This window comes from Streptomyces sp. NPDC031474, from assembly GCF_055581185.1.
Window position 1 is genome coordinate 60,621 of sequence record NZ_JBVIJX010000012.1, and the last position, 15,719, is coordinate 76,339.

A 15,719-nucleotide genomic window follows, 5' to 3' on the forward strand; every position below is an offset into this window, starting at 1 on the left:
TCCTCCGACCGGTGCAGTTGTCGAAGCGCTTCGACGCATCTCGTCGAGGACGCTCGCGCCGGGACGTGTCTTGACCCCCGGTCGGCGCTCCACGATGCTTTGTTGCGGCACATGAAAAACGTGCCGCAATGAGCAACATCGACTCAGGTCTCGTACCAGCCGAGGAGTGGCCATGACGCATCAGGTCCGTGCTGTCGTCGCGCGCGGGAAGGGCGCCCCCGTCAGCCTGGAAACGATCATCGTGCCCGATCCCGGCCCGGGTGAGGCGCTGGTGAAGATCGAGACCTGCGGGGTCTGCCACACCGATCTGCACTACCGGCAGGGCGGCATCAACGACGACTTCCCCTTCCTGCTGGGGCATGAGGCCGCAGGCGTCGTGGAGTCGGTGGGGGAGGGGGTCACCGATGTCGCCCCCGGCGACTTCGTCATCCTCAACTGGCGTGCGGTGTGCGGCCAGTGCCGGGCCTGTCTGCGCGGCCGCCCCTGGTACTGCTTCAACACGCACAACGCCAAGCAGAAGATGACCCTGCTCGACGGCACCGAGCTGTCCCCGGCGCTGGGCATCGGCGCGTTCGCGGAGAAGACGCTGGTGGCCGCCGGTCAGTGCACGAAGGTCGACCCGGCGGCGTCGTCGGCGGCCGCCGGACTGCTGGGATGCGGGGTGATGGCCGGCCTCGGCGCCGCCATCAACACCGGCAACGTCGGACGCGGCGACAGTGTGGCCGTCATCGGCTGCGGCGGAGTGGGGGACGCGGCGGTCGTCGGTGCGCACCTGGCCGGCGCGGCGAAGATCATCGCGGTGGACATCGACGACCGGAAACTGGCCACGGCCAAGAAGCTCGGCGCGACCCACACCGTCAACTCCAAGGAGAACGACGCGGTCGAGGCGATCCGCGAGCTGACCGGCGGCTTCGGCGCCGATGTCGTCATCGAGGCGGTCGGCCGCCCGGAGACCTACCAGCAGGCCTTCTACGCCCGCGACCTCGCCGGCACGGTCGTCCTGGTCGGCGTGCCCACCCCCGAGATGAAGCTCGAGCTGCCCCTGCTCGACGTGTTCGGGCGGGGCGGCGCGCTGAAGTCCTCCTGGTACGGCGACTGCCTGCCCTCCCGGGACTTCCCGATGCTCATCGACCTCTATCTCCAGGGCCGGCTCGACCTGGACGCCTTCGTCACGGAGACCATCCAGCTGGACGAGGTGGAGAAGGCCTTCGAGCGGATGCACGGCGGCGACGTCCTGCGCTCGGTCGTGGTCCTGTGACGGCCGCCCGCATCGAGCACGTGGTGACCTCGGGGACGTTCTCGCTGGACGGCGGCACCTGGGACGTCGACAACAACGTGTGGATCATCGGCGACGACCACGAGGTGATCGTCGTCGACGCCGCCCACGACGCCGGGGCCATCGCCGAAGCCGTCGGCGGGCGCACGCTGCGCGCCGTCGTGTGCACCCACGCCCACAACGACCACATCGACGCCGCACCCGAACTGGCGTCGCGCACCGGAGCGCCGATCCTCCTCCACCCGGACGATCTCCCGCTGTGGAAGCAGACCCACCCGGACCGGATGCCCGACGGCGAACTCGCCGACGGCGGGCTGCTCGCGGTGGCCGGCGTCGAGCTGACCGTGCTGCACACCCCGGGGCACGCCCCGGGCGCCGTCTGTCTGTACGCGCCCGCCCTGTCGGCGCTGTTCAGCGGCGACACGCTGTTCGCGGGCGGGCCCGGCGCCCCCGGGCGCTCGTACAGCGACTTCCCCACCATCGTCGACTCGATCCGGGGCCGGCTGCTCACGCTGCCGGGCGACACCGTCGTATACACCGGGCACGGGGAGACGACCACCGTCGGAGCCGAGGCTCCGCACCTTCAGGAGTGGATCGACCGCGGATTCTGACCGCCTGCCGGTGTTCCTCGTGCGGCGCCCGTTCCGCCTGTTTGCGCAGGTGGTTCGGGCGCTTCGAGCTGCCCGGAGGCCGGTCGCCCGAGCCCTTGGAACGAGGCCTTTGGACGCCTTGACAACGGTTCGGAGCGGCCCGCAGACTGGCGTTGCGCTAACCGCAATCCGTTTCGCTATACGCACCGAGGTGTCATGATGATTCCCGCGTGCCGTCTCGCGGATCTCCCGCGAGGTGAGGCCTTCCGGCTCGACATCGACCCGCCGGTCTCGGTGTTCCACACCGACGACGGCGAGCTCTTCGCCATCGACGACACCTGCACCCACCAGGACGCCTCGCTCGCCGACGGCTGGCTGGAGGGCTGCGAGGTGGAATGCCCGCTGCATGCCTCGAAGTTCGACCTGCGAACCGGTGCCGTCGACGCCCCGCCGGCCAAGCTCCCGGTCCGGACGCACGAGGTGGTCGTCGAGGACGGCATGATCCATGTCCGGGTGTCCACGGACGCCCCGAACCTGCCGCCCTGCATCGCCTCCCGGCTCGCCGGAGGTCCCGCGTGAGAACCGTGGCCGTGGTGGGCGCCTCGCTGGCCGGACTGTCGGCGGCACGCTCACTGCGCAAGCAGGGCTACGACGGGCGGCTGGTCGTCATCGGCGACGAGACGCACCGTCCGTACGACAGGCCCCCGCTGTCCAAGGAGTTCCTGGCCGGCACGATCGGCGAAGCGGACCTCGTGCTGGAGACGGACGACGAGGATCTGCGGGTCGAGTGGCTGCTCGGCGCCCGTGCCACCGGACTCGACCGGACCCAGCGCGCCCTCCGGCTCGCCGACGGCAGTGAGCTCCGCGCCGACGGCATCGTGATCGCCACCGGCGCCGCCGCGCGCACCCTGCCGGGCGCCGAGGGCCTGGCCGGAGTGCACACCCTGCGCACCCTGGACGACGCCCGCGCCCTGCGGGACGAACTGGCCCGCGGTGGACGGCTGGTGGTGATCGGCGGCGGTTTCATCGGCGCCGAGGTCGCCTCCACCGCCTACGCTCTCGGGCTCGACGTGACGGTGATCGAGGCGGCCCCGACGCCGCTTGCGGGCCCGCTCGGCGAGACCATGGGCGCCGTGGTTTCCGGCCTCCATGCCGACCACGGCGTACGGCTGTTGTGCGGCGTGGGCGTCAAGGGCCTCAGCGGGGAGCGGCAGGTGGACGCCGTCCTGCTGGAGGACGGCCGCGGCGTCCCCGCCGACATCGTCGTCGTCGGCGTGGGTGCACGCCCGTGCGTCGAGTGGCTGGAAGGCTCCGGCGTCACCCTGGACAACGGCGTGAAGTGCGGCGCCGACGGCCGCACCAGCCTCGCCGGCGTGGTCGCGGTCGGCGACTGCGCCAACTGGTACGACCCTCGTGCGGGCGCCCACCGCCGCGTCGAGCACTGGACCGGAGCGCGCGAGCGCCCCGACGCCGCCGTCGCCGTACTGCTCGCGGGCGGCGCGGTGGAACCCGGCGTGCCCCGGCCGCCGTACTTCTGGTCCGACCAGTACGGCGTCAAGATCCAGTTCGCCGGCCACGCGGCCGGCGCGGACAGCGTGACGGTCGAGGAGGGCGCCGCGGACGACCGCAACGTCCTGGCGGTCTACCGGCGCGCCGGACATCCGGTCGCCGTGCTCGGGATGAACCAGCCCCGGCTGTTCACCCGCTGGCGCAAGCAGCTTGCCGCTCCGCTGTGAGCGCCGAGACGGGTTGTTCTCCCTCCGCGGCGCCGTTGTGGCTGGTCGCTCCCCCACTCTCGACTTCGCTCGAGCGGGGGGACCCCCATCGCGGCGGAGCCGCGTATCGATACAGTCCCGCGCCCCTTCAGGGCGCTCCCCAATCCCCTCCCCGACGTCCTCCGAGGAGTGCATCGTGACCTCGACCGGCCTGCCGGACAGCCTGATCGCCACCCTCCCCGGCTCCTCCTACACGGATCCGGCGATCTTCGCCCAGGAGCAGGAGCGCATATTCGAATCCATGTGGTTCTGCGTCGCGCGCGCCTCCGAACTGGCGAAGCCCGGCGCCTTCCGCACCGTCGACGTGGGCCGCGAGAGCATCCTCGTCACCCGCGCACGGGACAACAGCATCCGCGCGTACTTCAATGTGTGCCGGCACCGCGGCGCCAAGCTGTGCACGGAGGAGACCGGCGAGGTCAAGCGGGCCTTCCAATGCCCGTACCACGCCTGGACGTACGACCTGAACGGCAAGCTCGTCGCGGCGCCCAACCTCACCAAGATGCCCGACGTCGGCCGTACCGAGTACGGCCTGGTGAGCGTCGCCGTGCGGGAATGGCTCGGCTACGTCTGGGTGTGTCTCGCGGAGAACCCGCCCTCCTTCGAGGAGGACGTCATCGGCGAGGTCGTCGCACGGCTGGGCGATGTGGAGTCGATCGAGCGCTACGACATCGACAACCTGTCGGTCGGCAGGCGGATCGTCTACGACGTCAAGGCGAACTGGAAGCTCATCATCGAGAACTTCATGGAGTGCTACCACTGCGCCACCATCCACCCCGAACTCACCGAGGTGCTCCCCGAGTTCGCCGACGGCTACGCCGCCCAGTACTACGTCGGCCACGGCGCCGAGTTCGGCGAGGAGGTGCAGGGCTTCACCGTCGACGGCTCCGAGGGGCTGGACCGCATCCCCGGGGTGGCGGAGGACCAGGACCGCCGCTACTACGCGATCACCGTCAAGCCGCAGGTGTTCATCAACCTCGTCCCCGACCATGTGATCTTCCACCGGATGTACCCGGTGGCCGTCGACCGCACGATCGTCGAATGCGACTGGCTGTACCTTCCGCATGTCGTCGAGAGCGGGAAGGACGTCAGCCGGTCGGTGGAACTCTTCGACCGGGTCAACCGCCAGGACTTCGACGCGTGCGAGCGCACGCAGCCCGGCATGAGCTCCCGCATGTACGCCAAGGGCGGGGTGCTGGTGCCCAGCGAGCACCACATCGGCGCCTTCCACGACTGGGTGAGCGAGCGCCTGGGCAGCCGCCCGCAGTAGCCGGTCCTGGCCTGCTCAGCCCAGGTAGCCCATCCGGTGGCTGATCTCCTCGGCGCCCTTGAGCAGCACCGGGGAGAGCTCGTGCAGACGCTCCTCGGTGAAGCGGTAGGCGGGCCCGGAGGCGCTGAGTGCCGCGATGACCTCTCCGTCGCGGTTGCGAATCGGGGCGGCCATGGCGTGCAGGCCGATCTCCAACTCCTCCAGGGTCCACGCGTAGCCGCGCTCGCGGGCCTCGGCGAGGTTCCTCTCGAGCTTCGTCCTCGCGGTGATGGTGTGCGGGGTGACCTTCTTCAGCCCGGCCTCGGCCAGCAGCGCGGCGCGCTCCTTCGCGGGCAGGTGGGCCAGCAGGATCTTGCCGCTGGAGGTGGCGTGCAGCGGGGTCAGCTGGCCGACCCAGTTGTGCGCGGTGACGGCGCCGGGGCCGCGCACCTGGTAGAGGTTGATCGCGTACTGCTCCTGCATGACGGCGATGTTGACCGTCTCGCCGATCTCCTCGGCGAGCCGCTCGCAGACCGGGCGGCCCTGCTGGGTGATGTCGATGCGCCCCGTGACCGCGCCGGCCAGGCGTACGATGCCGAAGCCCAGGCGGTACTTGCCGCGCTCGCCCGCCTGCTCCACCAGCCCGCGCGACTCCAGGGCTCCGAGCAGCCGGAACGCGGTGGACTTGTGAACATCGATCTCGGCGGCCACCTCGCTGACGCCCGCCTCGCCGCGTTGGGCCAGGATCTCCAGGACGCTGATGGCGCGGTCGACCGACTGCACTCCGCCGGCCTGGGAATTGGACGTTTCGGTGTCTTGGCTTTGGTTGCTCACAGCAAAACTATACGCGTAGTAAACAACGCCACTGCAAGTAACGGCACCGAAACCAAGACCTTGCAAGTTGCGTCGTTCGCAACCTAGTGCGTATGGCGATACCGGTACTACCATGCCTCGCGTATCTACGGCGCGAGCGAGACGAGGCACCATGGCTCCCCTGCACTACGACTTCGTCATCGTCGGCGGCGGTTCGGCCGGCAGTGCACTGGCGAACAGACTCTCCGCGGATCCGGCCAACCGGGTCCTGGTCCTGGAGGCCGGCCGGTCCGACTACCCGTGGGACGTCTTCATCCACATGCCCGCGGCGCTGACCTATCCGATCGGCAGCCGCTTCTACGACTGGAAGTACGAGTCCGAGCCCGAGCCCCACATGGGCGGCCGGCGCGTCTACCACGCGCGCGGCAAGGTGCTCGGCGGCTCCAGCAGCATCAACGGCATGATCTTCCAGCGCGGCAACCCCATGGACTACGAGCGCTGGGCCGCCGACCCCGGCATGCAGAGCTGGGACTACGCACACTGTCTGCCCTACTTCCGACGCATGGAGAACTGTCTCGCGGCCGACCCCGACGACGAGTTCCGCGGCCATGACGGCCCCCTCGTCCTCGAACGCGGCCCGGCCACCAACCCGCTCTTCGGCGCCTTCCTCAAGGCCACCCAGGAGGCGGGCTACGCGCCCACCGACGACGTCAACGGCTACCGGCAGGAGGGCTTCGCCAAGTTCGACCGCAACGTCCACCGCGGACGCCGGCTGTCGGCCTCGAAGGCGTACCTCAAGCCCGCGAAGAAGCGGCCGAACCTCACCGTCACGACCCGCGCCCTCGTCACCCGCGTCCTGTTCGAGGGCAAGAGGGCCGTCGGCGTCGAGTACCGGCGCGGCAAGGGCGCCCCGACGCAGGTCCGCGCCAAGGAGGTCATCCTCTGCGGCGGCGCCATCAACTCCCCGCAGCTCCTCCAGCTCTCCGGCGTCGGCAACGCCGAGGAACTGCGCGCCCTCGGCATCGACGTCGTCCACGACCTGCCGGGCGTCGGCGAGAACATGCAAGACCACCTCGAGGTCTACATCCAGTACGCCTGCAAGCAGCCCGTCTCCATGCAGCCGTACATGGCGAAGTGGCGCGCCCCCTTCATCGGGCTGCAGTGGCTCTTCCGCAAGGGCCCCGCCGCGACCAACCACTTCGAGGCGGGCGGCTTCGCCCGCAGCAACGACGACGTGGACTACCCCAACCTCATGTTCCACTTCCTGCCGATCGCCGTCCGCTACGACGGCTCCTCGCCGGCCGGCGGCCACGGCTACCAGGTGCACGTGGGCCCCATGTACTCCGACGCCATCGGCTCGGTGAAGATCAAGAGCAAGGACCCGCGCGAGCACCCGGCCCTGCGCTTCAACTACCTCTCCACCGAGCAGGACCGCCGCGAATGGGTCGAGGCGATCCGGGTGGCCCGCAAGCTCCTCAACCAGCCGGCGCTGGCCCCGTACAACGACGGAGAGATCTCGCCCGGCCCGAAGGTGGAGACGGACGAGGAGATCCTCGCCTGGGTCGCCAAGGAGGGCGAGACCGCTCTGCACCCGTCCTGCACGTGCAGGATGGGCACCGACGAGATGGCCGTCGTCGACCCGGCCAGCATGCGGGTGCACGGCGTGGAGGGGCTGCGCGTGGTGGACGCGTCGGTGATGCCGTACGTCACCAACGGCAACATCTACGCGCCGGTGATGATGATCGCCGAGAAGGCCGCCGACCTGATCCTCGGCAAGGAGCCGCTGCCCGCCTCCGCGGCCGCGTACTACCGCCACCGTGACGCCCAGCAGCAGGCCAGGTAGACCTTGGGCGGCGACGGGCTGAGCAGGCTGCTGCACAACGACAACGTCCGCTACGAGGTCCTGCCCGCGAAGGCGACCGAGGACAAGGTCCTCGCCCATGTCCCGCGCGACGTCGTCGTCACCGTGACGGCGTCGCCGGTCAAGGGCCTGGAGCCGACCCTCGACCTCGCCGGGCGGCTCGCCGCGCACGGCTACCGGGTCGTCCCGCACGTGCCCGCCCGGCTGCTGCGGGACGACCGGCACCTGAAGGAGGTCGTCGACCGGCTCCGCGAGGCGGGCGTGGACGACGTCTTCGTCCCCGCGGGCGACGCGGACCCGCCGGCCGGCGCCTACGACGGCGCGCTCCCGGTGCTGCGCAGGCTGAGCGAGCTGGGCAGCCCCTTCCCCCGCGTCGGCGTCACCGGCTACCCGGAGAGCCATCCGCTCATCCACGACGACGTCACCGTCCAGGCCATGTGGGACAAACGCGAGCACGCCACGTACATCGTGAGCAATCTCTGCTTCGACCCGCGCGTGCTGGGCGAGTGGGTCGCGCGGATACGGCGGCGGGGCGTCACTCTGCCCGTGTACGTGGGCGTCGCCGGGCCCGTGCAGCGGGCCAAGCTGCTCGCGATGGCGACGAAGATCGGCGTGGGCGAGTCGACGCGCTTCCTGACGAAGCACGCCTCATGGTTCCTGCGGTTCGCGACGCCCGGCGGCTACTCCCCGGAGAGGCTGCTGGAACGCGCCGAGCCGGCCCTCACCGCTCCCGCAGCAGACGTGCCCGGCCTGCACCTGTTCACCTTCAACCAGATCGCCGAGACGGAACGCTGGCGTCGCACGCTCATGGACCGCCTCGCAGCCTGACGCCCACGGCGCTGCCGAAGGAGAAGGCCGTGGAGATACTGCCGCCGAGGCCGGTACGAGTGGCGTACGCGGCGCCCTGGGTCGTGTCGGCGGTGGGGGCCGTGGCGTACGGCGCCGAGAGCCCGGGCGCGCTGTCATGGGGTGCCGCCGCGGTCGTCCTCGCTCTCAGCGCGACGCTCACCGTGCGCGGCTACCGGATCGGCGTCAGGTGCGAGGCCGACCGGCTGGTGGTGCGAGGGCCGCTGTGGACGCGGGCGATACCGCGGCAACGGATTCGGGCGGTCACGGACTTTCCCGCGGTCCGCTGGGAAACGGCGGCGGGGCGCGGCCGCTGGACGCCGGTCACGGCCTTCATGAGCGGCTCCGACGAGTTCGCTTCGCTGAGTGAGGCGAAGGCGCCGTGCGTGGCACGGCTGCGGCGCTGGGCTCGGCGCTCCGGGCACGGGCGACGCTGAGCCGGGCCGCGCGCGAGGGCCGCGCACGAAGCCGTATACAAAGCCCCATCCGAAGCCGTATACAAAGCCGTATACGAAGAGGAGCGGACCGGAGGTCGGTCCGCTCCTCGGTATGTGCTGTGCTCAGCGGAAGACCACCGTGCGGTTGCCGTCCACCATCACCCGGCTCTCGCTGTGCCACTTCACCGCGTGGGCGAGCACCTGGGCCTCCACGTCCCGGCCGACCGTGACCAGGTCGCCGGAGTCGAGCGAGTGGTCCACCCTGACCACGTCCTGCTCGATGATCTGCCCCTCGTCCAGGTCGGGCGTCACGTAGTGCGCCGTCGCGCCGACGAGCTTCACACCGCGGGCGTAGGCCTGCTCGTAGGGGCGCGCGCCCTTGAAGCTGGGGAGGAAGGAGTGGTGGATGTTGATGGCGCGGCCCTCGAGCTGCTTGCACAGGTCGTCGGAGAGGATCTGCATGTAGCGGGCCAGCACCACCAGGTCGATGTTCAGCTCGCCGACCAGCTCCATCAGGCGCGCCTCGGCCTCGGCCTTGGTGTCCTTCGTGACCGGGATGTGGTGGAAGGGCACGCCGTAGGTCTCCGCGAGTCCCTCGAAGTCCCGGTGGTTGGAGACGATCGCCGGGATGTCGATGTTCAGGGCGCCGGTGCGCCGGCGGAAGAGCAGATCGTTCAGGCAGTGGCCGAATTTGGACACCATGATCAGCGTCCGGGTGGGGGTCGACGCCTCGCTGAGGGTCCAGGCGATGCGGTACGCCTCGGCCACCGGACCGAATCGGTAACGCAGAGTTTTCATGTCGGCGTCCGGATCGGAGACGTCGAAGTGGACCCTCATGAAGAAACGGCCCTCGAGTCGATCATCGAACTGCTGGCTCTCCAGGATGTTGCCGGAGTTCCTGACGATGAAGCCGCTCACCGCATGGACCAGTCCTGCGCTGTCGGGGCACGAAAGGGTGAGGACGAACTCGCGGCCGGGGTGCGGGCGAGGGGGCGTAGTGGACACAGCGGCCTCCGTTGATGCGTAATGCACAACATGGTGAGCGATACGCAACATGGTCGGCTCGGGGCCGTCCGCGGTCAAGGGTGGTGGCGCAAGTGCCGGCCTGACTGAAACGTCATCCGCCAACCTCTTGACGTAGCTCTACGGCATTCGTCATGGTGTTCCACCACAAGCAATTGAATGCATGATGCGCAACGCATTTCAGCTGAAGGGCTTGGCGCGTGGCAGACCTGTATGTGGGTGGGCAGTGGCGGGACGCGGTCGCCGGAGGGCGCCGTGACATCCGCTGTCCCGCCGACGGCACGCTCACCGCGACCGTCTCCGAAGGGACCCGTTCCGACACCGAGGCGGCGATCGCCGCGGCCCGCCGCGCCTTCGACGAGGGATCGTGGCCGCGCACCCCCGAGCGGGAGCGCGGCACGCTGCTGCTGCGGACCGCCGACATCATCGAGCGCGACGCCAAGGAGTTCGCCCGCGCCGAGTCGCTGGACACCGGCAAACGGCTGGTGGAGAGCGAGTACGACATCGCCGACGTCGTCTCCTGCTTCCGATACTACGGCGGGCTCGGCGGCACCGACGCCGGCCGCGTGATCGACACCGGCCGGGACGACGCCGTCAGCCGCGTCGTGTACGAGCCGATCGGCGTGTGCGCGCTGATCACGCCGTGGAACTACCCACTGCTGCAAGCCAGTTGGAAGGTCGCTCCGGCGCTCCTGGCGGGCAACACGATCGTTCTCAAGCCCAGTGAGCTCACCCCCTCCACCTCGATCCTGCTGATGCGGGCGCTGGCGGAGGCCGGGCTCCCGGCCGGCGCCGCCAACCTCGTCCTGGGCGCAGGACCCGAGGTGGGCGCCCCGCTCTCCGAGCACCCGGCCGTCGACATGGTCTCCTTCACGGGCGGCCTGGAGACCGGCAAACGGATCATGGCCACGGCCGCCGCGACCGTGAAGAAGGTCGCGCTGGAGCTCGGCGGCAAGAACCCCAACGTGATCTTCGCCGACGCCGACTTCGAGACGGCCGTGGACTTCGCCCTCACGGCCGTCTTCCTGCATTCCGGCCAGGTCTGCTCGGCCGGGGCGCGGCTGATCGTCGAGGACTCGCTGCACGACCGCCTCGTCGACGAGGTCGTCCGCCGCGCCCGGCAGATCCGCCTCGGCGGCCCCTTCGACCCCGAGGCGGAGACCGGAGCGCTGATCTCCGCGCAGCACCTGGCGAAGGTCGAGGCATACGTCGCGGCCGGCCTCGCCGAGGGCGCCGTACTGCGCTGCGGCGGCGCACGACCCGACGACCCGGCCCTCGCGGACGGCCACTACTACCCGCCGACCGTCCTCGACGAGTGCCGGCAGGACATGCGCGTGGTGCACGAGGAGTCCTTCGGCCCCGTGCTCACCGTGGAGCGCTTCACCGACGAGGACGACGCCGTCCGCATCGCGAACGACACCGAGTACGGTCTCGCCGGCGCCGTCTGGACCCAGGACGCGGGCAGGGCCCAGCGGGTCGCCCGGCGGCTGCGTCACGGCACGGTGTGGATCAACGACTACCACCCCTATGTGCCGCAAGCGGAATGGGGTGGCTTCGGGCACTCGGGCGTGGGCCGGGAGTTGGGACCGACCGGCCTGGACGAGTACCGAGAGCCCAAGCACATCTGGCAGAACATCCAACCCCGGCCGCAACACTGGTTCCGCGGCTGAACGCCGAAAAGAGGTCGATCGTGACCCCCACGCAGACCGAGGTGTCGCCGCGCAGCGGCATTCCTCAGGATTCGGACGGTACTCCGGTGATATCCGTGCGCCGGCTGTGGAAGGTGTTCGGGCCGAAGGCCGACCAGGTCCCGGACTCCGAGGAGCTGTGCGGCCTCACCCGCCGCGAGCTCATGGACCGCACCGGATGCACCGCCGCCGTACGCGACGTGAACTTCGACGTCCGCAAGGGCGAGGTCTTCGTCGTCATGGGTCTGTCCGGCTCCGGCAAGTCCACGCTGGTGCGATGTCTGACCCGGCTGATCGAACCCACCGCCGGCGAGATCGTCTTCGAGGGAGAGGACATCCGCGACGCGGACGCCAAACGCCTGCGCGACCTCAGGCGCCACAAGTTCTCCATGGTCTTCCAGCACTTCGGGCTGCTGCCGCACCGCCGGGTCGTCGACAACGTGTCCTTCGGGCTGGAGATCCGCGGCATGAGCAGGGCCGAACGCGCCAAGCGCGCCCTGGAGGTCGTCGAACTGGTCGGCCTCTCCGGTTACGAGAACTCCTACCCCGACCAGCTCTCCGGCGGTATGCAGCAGCGCGTCGGACTCGCCCGGGCGCTGGCCGGCGACCCCGACGTCCTCTTCTTCGACGAGCCGTTCTCCGCCCTCGACCCGCTGATCCGCCGTGACATGCAGCACGAGGTCATCCGGCTGCACCACGAGGTCGGCAAGACGATGGTGTTCATCACCCACGACCTCTCCGAGGCCCTCAAGCTGGGCGACCGCATCCTGATCATGCGGGACGGCAAGATGGTCCAGTGCGGCACCGGCGACGAACTGGTCGGCGCCCCCGCCGACGACTACGTACGCGAATTCGTCAAGGACGTGCCGCGCGGCGACGTGCTCACCCTGCGGTGGATCATGCGCGCGCCGGAGGAAGGCGACGCCCTGGACGGTCCCGAGCTGGGCCCGGACGTCGTGGTGAAGGAGGCCACCCGGGCGGTACTGGCGGCCGACAAGCCGGTCAAGGTCGTCGAGAACGGCAAGCTGCTCGGCATCGTCGGCGACGAGGAGATCCTCGCGGTGGTCGCCGGACAGGAAGGCGGCGTGTGATGACCGTCGCCGTCGAGAAACCCCAGCAGACGGAGACAGCCGAGCCGGCCGTCCGCGTCAAACGGGCGCGCAAGCTCAGCAGGCCCATGGTGGTCGGTGCCATTCTGGTCGTCTGGCTGGTGTTGTTCGCCCTGCTGAAGGGCAGGCAGACCCTGTCGCTGGCGGCGGCCGACCTCACCGATCTGCACCGGTGGATCAACGACCTCAACGACTCCATCGGCGCCAACCGCAACTCCAACCCGCTCTTCCTGTACTTCTTCAACGAGATCCGGCTGGTCATCGACAACCTGGTGACCTTCATCCAGCACCTGATCTCCCAGCCGTCCGGCGCCCGCCCCCTGCCGCAGATCGGCTGGCTGGGCGTCGTGGGCATCGCCGGCTACGTCTCCTGGGCCGTGGGCAACTGGCGGGTCGCGCTGCTGGCCGTCGCCGGGTTCACCTTCATGGGGCTACAGGGCCTGTGGCAGCCGAGCATGGACACCCTGGCGCTCACCCTCTCCGCGGTCTTCGTGGCGCTGCTGTTCGCGATCCCGCTGGGTGTGTGGGCGGGGCTGTCCGACCGGTTCAACCGGATCATGACGCCGTTCCTGGACTTCATGCAGACGATGCCGACCTTCGTCTACCTGGCCCCGCTCACCCTGTTCTTCCTCATCGGCGGCGCCTCCGCCACCATCGCCACCGTCATCTACGCCGCTCCGCCGGCGATCCGGATCACCGCGCACGCCATCCGGAACGTGCCGAAGACGACGGTCGAGGCGGCCGACTCCCTGGGCGCCACCCGCCGCCAGTCGCTGCTGAAGGTCCTGCTGCCGATGTCCAAGCGGACCGTGGTGATGGGCGTCAACCAGACCATCATGGCCGCCCTGGCCATGGTGACCATCGCGGCCCTGATCAACGCCCCGGGCCTCGGCGTGATCGTCCTGCAGGCGCTGCAGTCGCTCGACGTCGGCACGGCCTTCAACGCGGGTCTCGCCATCGTGGTCATGGCGATCGTCCTGGACCGGGTCACCACCGCGGCCGCCGCACGGGAGGAAGCCGCGCGGCGTTCCAAGAACCGCTTCGAGAAGTGGCGGCGGCCGCTGCTCGGCGCCGGCGCCGTAGTCACCGCGGTCCTGGTCTACCTGTCGCACACCTACCTGTGGGCGGCCGACTTCCCCGGCGACGGCACCGTCGGCAGCCGTATCGCCAGCGCGGCGGACAGCGCGACCAACTGGGCTCAGGACAGTCTGTCGGGCGTGACCAACGGCATCCGTGACGTCATCACCAACGGCTTGCTCAATCCGTTCCAGACGCTGGTCACCGACTCCCCGTGGTGGCTCGTCGGCGCGGTCCTGGTCGCGCTGGGCGTGGTGCTCGGCGGCTGGCGCTCCGGGCTCACCACGGCCGTGTGCGTGGGCCTGCTGATCGGCACCGGTCTGTGGTCGGACGCCATGACCACGCTGGCCTCGACGCTCGTCGCGACGGTGCTGGTGATGGTGCTCGGCATCGTCTTCGGCGTGTGGATGGGGCGCAGCCCGCTCGTGGACCGGCTGATCCGGCCCACCCTGGACGCGGCCCAGGTCATGCCGCCCTTCGTCTACCTCGTGCCGTTCCTCGCGCTGTTCGGCCCCACGCGCTTCACGGCCATCGTCGCCGCGATCGTCTACGGGGCGCCCGTCGCCATGAAGATCATCGCGGACGGGATCCGGGCCGTGCCCGAGACCACCGTCGAGGCGGCCACCTCCGCCGGGTGCAACACCTGGCAGATCATCACCAAGGTTCAACTGCCGATGTCACGCAGTGCCCTGACGCTCGCCACCAACCAGGGCCTGATCTACGTGCTGTCGATGGTTGTCGTGGGCGGCCTGGTAGGAGCAGGCGCTCTCGGCTACGACGTCGTGGCCGGTTTCTCACAGGGGCAGCTGTACGGGAAGGGGCTTGCCGCGGGTCTGGCCATCGTCCTTCTCGGAGTCATGTTCGACCGGATCACTCAGGCAGCGGCGCGACGCGCGAGCGCTTAGAAGGAGCAGGACACCATGGCAAGACACTGGCGAGCCGGCGCGGCCGGCCTGGCCGTCCTCGGCCTCACCCTCACCGCGTGCGGTGGGGCGAAGGTCGGCGACAGCTCCTCCGCGGGCTCGGGAAGCTCGGGCAAGTGCGGCACCTTCAACCTGGCCGTCAACCCGTGGGTGGGCTACGAGGCGGACGCGGCGGTCGTCGCGTACGTCGCCCAGCACAATCTCGGCTGCACGGTCAACAAGAAGAACCTCAAAGAGGAGATCGCCTGGCAGGGCTTCGGCACGGGCGAGGTCGACGCGGTCCTGGAGAACTGGGGCCACGCAGATCTGACGAAGAAGTACATCGACCAGCAGAAGACGGCCGTGGACGCCGGCCCGACGGGCAACAAAGGCGTCATCGGCTGGTACGTGCCGCCGTGGCTGGCCAAGGCGCACCCCGACATCCTCGACTGGAAGAACCTCAACAAGTACGCCTCGAAGTTCAAGACCTCCGAGTCGGGCGGCAAGGGCCAGCTCCTCGACGGCGACCCGTCGTACGTCACCAACGACGAGGCGCTGGTGAAGAACCTGAAGCTGGACTTCAAGGTGGTGTACGCGGGCAGTGAGACGGCGCTGATCCAGGCCTTCCGCACCGCGGAGAAGAACAAGCAGTGGGTGATCGGCTACTTCTACGAGCCGCAGTGGTTCATGTCCGAGGTCCCGCTGAAGAAGGTCGGCCTGCCCCCGTACAAGACCGGCTGTGACGCGGATGCGGCGAAGGTCGCCTGCGACTATCCCGTCTACGACCTCAACAAGATCGTCAGCGCGAAGTTCGCCAAGTCGGGCAGCCCCGCCTACAACCTGGTGAAGAACTTCACCTGGACGAACGACGACCAGAACGAGGTCGCCAAGTACATCGCCCAGGACAAGATGACGGACGACGCGGCGGCCAAGAAGTGGGTCGAGGCCCACCAGGACAAGGTCGACGCCTGGATCAAGTAGCCCGGAGTCGATCACCGGTCGAACACGCCCGGTGGGCGGTGCGCGCCATGCGCCCCGCCCACCGGGCATTGCCGTGTTCCGGCCCCTCTTCCGGG

14 protein-coding genes are annotated in these 15,719 nt (G+C 69.6%); 12 read left to right on the forward strand and 2 right to left on the reverse strand.

What is annotated here, in order from left to right; translation table 11 throughout:
- Positions 1 to 172 precede the first annotated feature (172 nt).
- The 5 genes from ACZ5SK_RS25715 (at position 173) to ACZ5SK_RS25735 (ending at position 4,908) form a co-directional block, all read left to right on the forward strand.
- Positions 173 to 1,258, forward strand: a complete 1,086-nt coding sequence (locus ACZ5SK_RS25715; protein WP_334574977.1) for an S-(hydroxymethyl)mycothiol dehydrogenase — start codon at positions 173 to 175, stop codon at positions 1,256 to 1,258.
- Positions 1,255 to 1,887, forward strand: a complete 633-nt coding sequence (locus ACZ5SK_RS25720; RefSeq protein ID WP_468417361.1) for an MBL fold metallo-hydrolase — start codon at positions 1,255 to 1,257, stop codon at positions 1,885 to 1,887. Before ACZ5SK_RS25715 ends, ACZ5SK_RS25720 begins: the two co-directional genes overlap by 4 nt.
- A gap of 195 nt (positions 1,888 to 2,082) precedes the next feature.
- Positions 2,083 to 2,445, forward strand: a complete 363-nt coding sequence (locus ACZ5SK_RS25725) for a bifunctional 3-phenylpropionate/cinnamic acid dioxygenase ferredoxin subunit (RefSeq protein WP_079658103.1) — start codon at positions 2,083 to 2,085, stop codon at positions 2,443 to 2,445.
- A complete protein-coding gene (locus ACZ5SK_RS25730; protein WP_334574974.1) occupies positions 2,442 to 3,602 on the forward strand; it encodes an NAD(P)/FAD-dependent oxidoreductase in 1,161 nt (386 codons plus the stop codon). The genes ACZ5SK_RS25725 and ACZ5SK_RS25730 overlap by 4 nt, the downstream gene beginning before the upstream one ends.
- Before the next feature lie 175 nt (positions 3,603 to 3,777).
- Positions 3,778 to 4,908 (forward strand): aromatic ring-hydroxylating oxygenase subunit alpha, encoded by a 1,131-nt coding sequence (locus ACZ5SK_RS25735; RefSeq protein ID WP_334574972.1) that lies wholly within the window; start codon positions 3,778 to 3,780, stop codon positions 4,906 to 4,908.
- A 15-nt stretch (positions 4,909 to 4,923) separates the two neighbouring features.
- On the opposite strand, the gene ACZ5SK_RS25740 is transcribed toward ACZ5SK_RS25735, so the two are convergent.
- Complete coding sequence (locus ACZ5SK_RS25740; RefSeq protein WP_334581069.1) at positions 4,924 to 5,670, reverse strand: IclR family transcriptional regulator; 747 nt, start codon at positions 5,668 to 5,670, stop codon at positions 4,924 to 4,926.
- Between the two features lie 202 nt (positions 5,671 to 5,872).
- Between ACZ5SK_RS25740 and betA the strand changes: the two genes are divergently transcribed.
- From betA to ACZ5SK_RS25755, 3 genes are read left to right on the forward strand one after another with little or no spacing between them, the layout of a single operon-like run.
- Positions 5,873 to 7,543: a choline dehydrogenase gene (gene betA / locus ACZ5SK_RS25745; RefSeq protein ID WP_334574971.1), complete on the forward strand. Its 1,671-nt coding sequence runs from the start codon at positions 5,873 to 5,875 to the stop codon at positions 7,541 to 7,543.
- Between the two features lie 3 nt (positions 7,544 to 7,546).
- Positions 7,547 to 8,389: a methylenetetrahydrofolate reductase gene (locus ACZ5SK_RS25750; RefSeq protein WP_334574970.1), complete on the forward strand. Its 843-nt coding sequence runs from the start codon at positions 7,547 to 7,549 to the stop codon at positions 8,387 to 8,389.
- Positions 8,390 to 8,418: 29 nt separating this feature from the next.
- On the forward strand, positions 8,419 to 8,844 hold the full coding sequence (locus tag ACZ5SK_RS25755) for a hypothetical protein (protein WP_457494061.1): 426 nt from the start codon (positions 8,419 to 8,421) through the stop codon (positions 8,842 to 8,844).
- Between the two features lie 123 nt (positions 8,845 to 8,967).
- On the opposite strand, the gene purU is transcribed toward ACZ5SK_RS25755, so the two are convergent.
- Complete coding sequence (purU, locus tag ACZ5SK_RS25760) at positions 8,968 to 9,849, reverse strand: formyltetrahydrofolate deformylase (protein ID WP_334574967.1); 882 nt, start codon at positions 9,847 to 9,849, stop codon at positions 8,968 to 8,970.
- Between the two features lie 218 nt (positions 9,850 to 10,067).
- Between purU and ACZ5SK_RS25765 the strand changes: the two genes are divergently transcribed.
- From ACZ5SK_RS25765 to ACZ5SK_RS25780, 4 genes are read left to right on the forward strand one after another with little or no spacing between them, the layout of a single operon-like run.
- The gene (locus ACZ5SK_RS25765) at positions 10,068 to 11,537 is read left to right on the forward strand and encodes an aldehyde dehydrogenase family protein (protein ID WP_334574966.1); all 1,470 of its coding nucleotides are present in this window, start codon (positions 10,068 to 10,070) and stop codon (positions 11,535 to 11,537) included.
- Positions 11,538 to 11,557: 20 nt separating this feature from the next.
- Positions 11,558 to 12,646, forward strand: coding sequence for a quaternary amine ABC transporter ATP-binding protein (locus ACZ5SK_RS25770; protein WP_334574965.1), 1,089 nt, complete (start codon positions 11,558 to 11,560; stop codon positions 12,644 to 12,646).
- Positions 12,646 to 14,646, forward strand: a complete 2,001-nt coding sequence (locus tag ACZ5SK_RS25775) for an ABC transporter permease (RefSeq protein ID WP_334574963.1) — start codon at positions 12,646 to 12,648, stop codon at positions 14,644 to 14,646. Before ACZ5SK_RS25770 ends, ACZ5SK_RS25775 begins: the two co-directional genes overlap by 1 nt.
- Positions 14,647 to 14,661: 15 nt before the next feature.
- Positions 14,662 to 15,624, forward strand: coding sequence for an ABC transporter substrate-binding protein (locus ACZ5SK_RS25780; protein WP_334574962.1), 963 nt, complete (start codon positions 14,662 to 14,664; stop codon positions 15,622 to 15,624).
- Positions 15,625 to 15,719: the final 95 nt, after the last annotated feature.

What these genes read in the sequence shown, in the direction of transcription:
- ACZ5SK_RS25715 (WP_334574977.1), top strand. Translation starts at nt 173, where the DNA reads ATGACGCATCAGGTCCGTGCTGTCGTCGCGCGCGGGAAGGGCGCCCCC.
- ACZ5SK_RS25725 (WP_079658103.1), top strand. Translation starts at nt 2,083, where the DNA reads ATGATGATTCCCGCGTGCCGTCTCGCGGATCTCCCGCGAGGTGAGGCC.
- betA (WP_334574971.1), top strand. Translation starts at nt 5,873, where the DNA reads ATGGCTCCCCTGCACTACGACTTCGTCATCGTCGGCGGCGGTTCGGCC.
- ACZ5SK_RS25775 (WP_334574963.1), top strand. Translation starts at nt 12,646, where the DNA reads ATGACCGTCGCCGTCGAGAAACCCCAGCAGACGGAGACAGCCGAGCCG.
- ACZ5SK_RS25780 (WP_334574962.1), top strand. Translation starts at nt 14,662, where the DNA reads ATGGCAAGACACTGGCGAGCCGGCGCGGCCGGCCTGGCCGTCCTCGGC.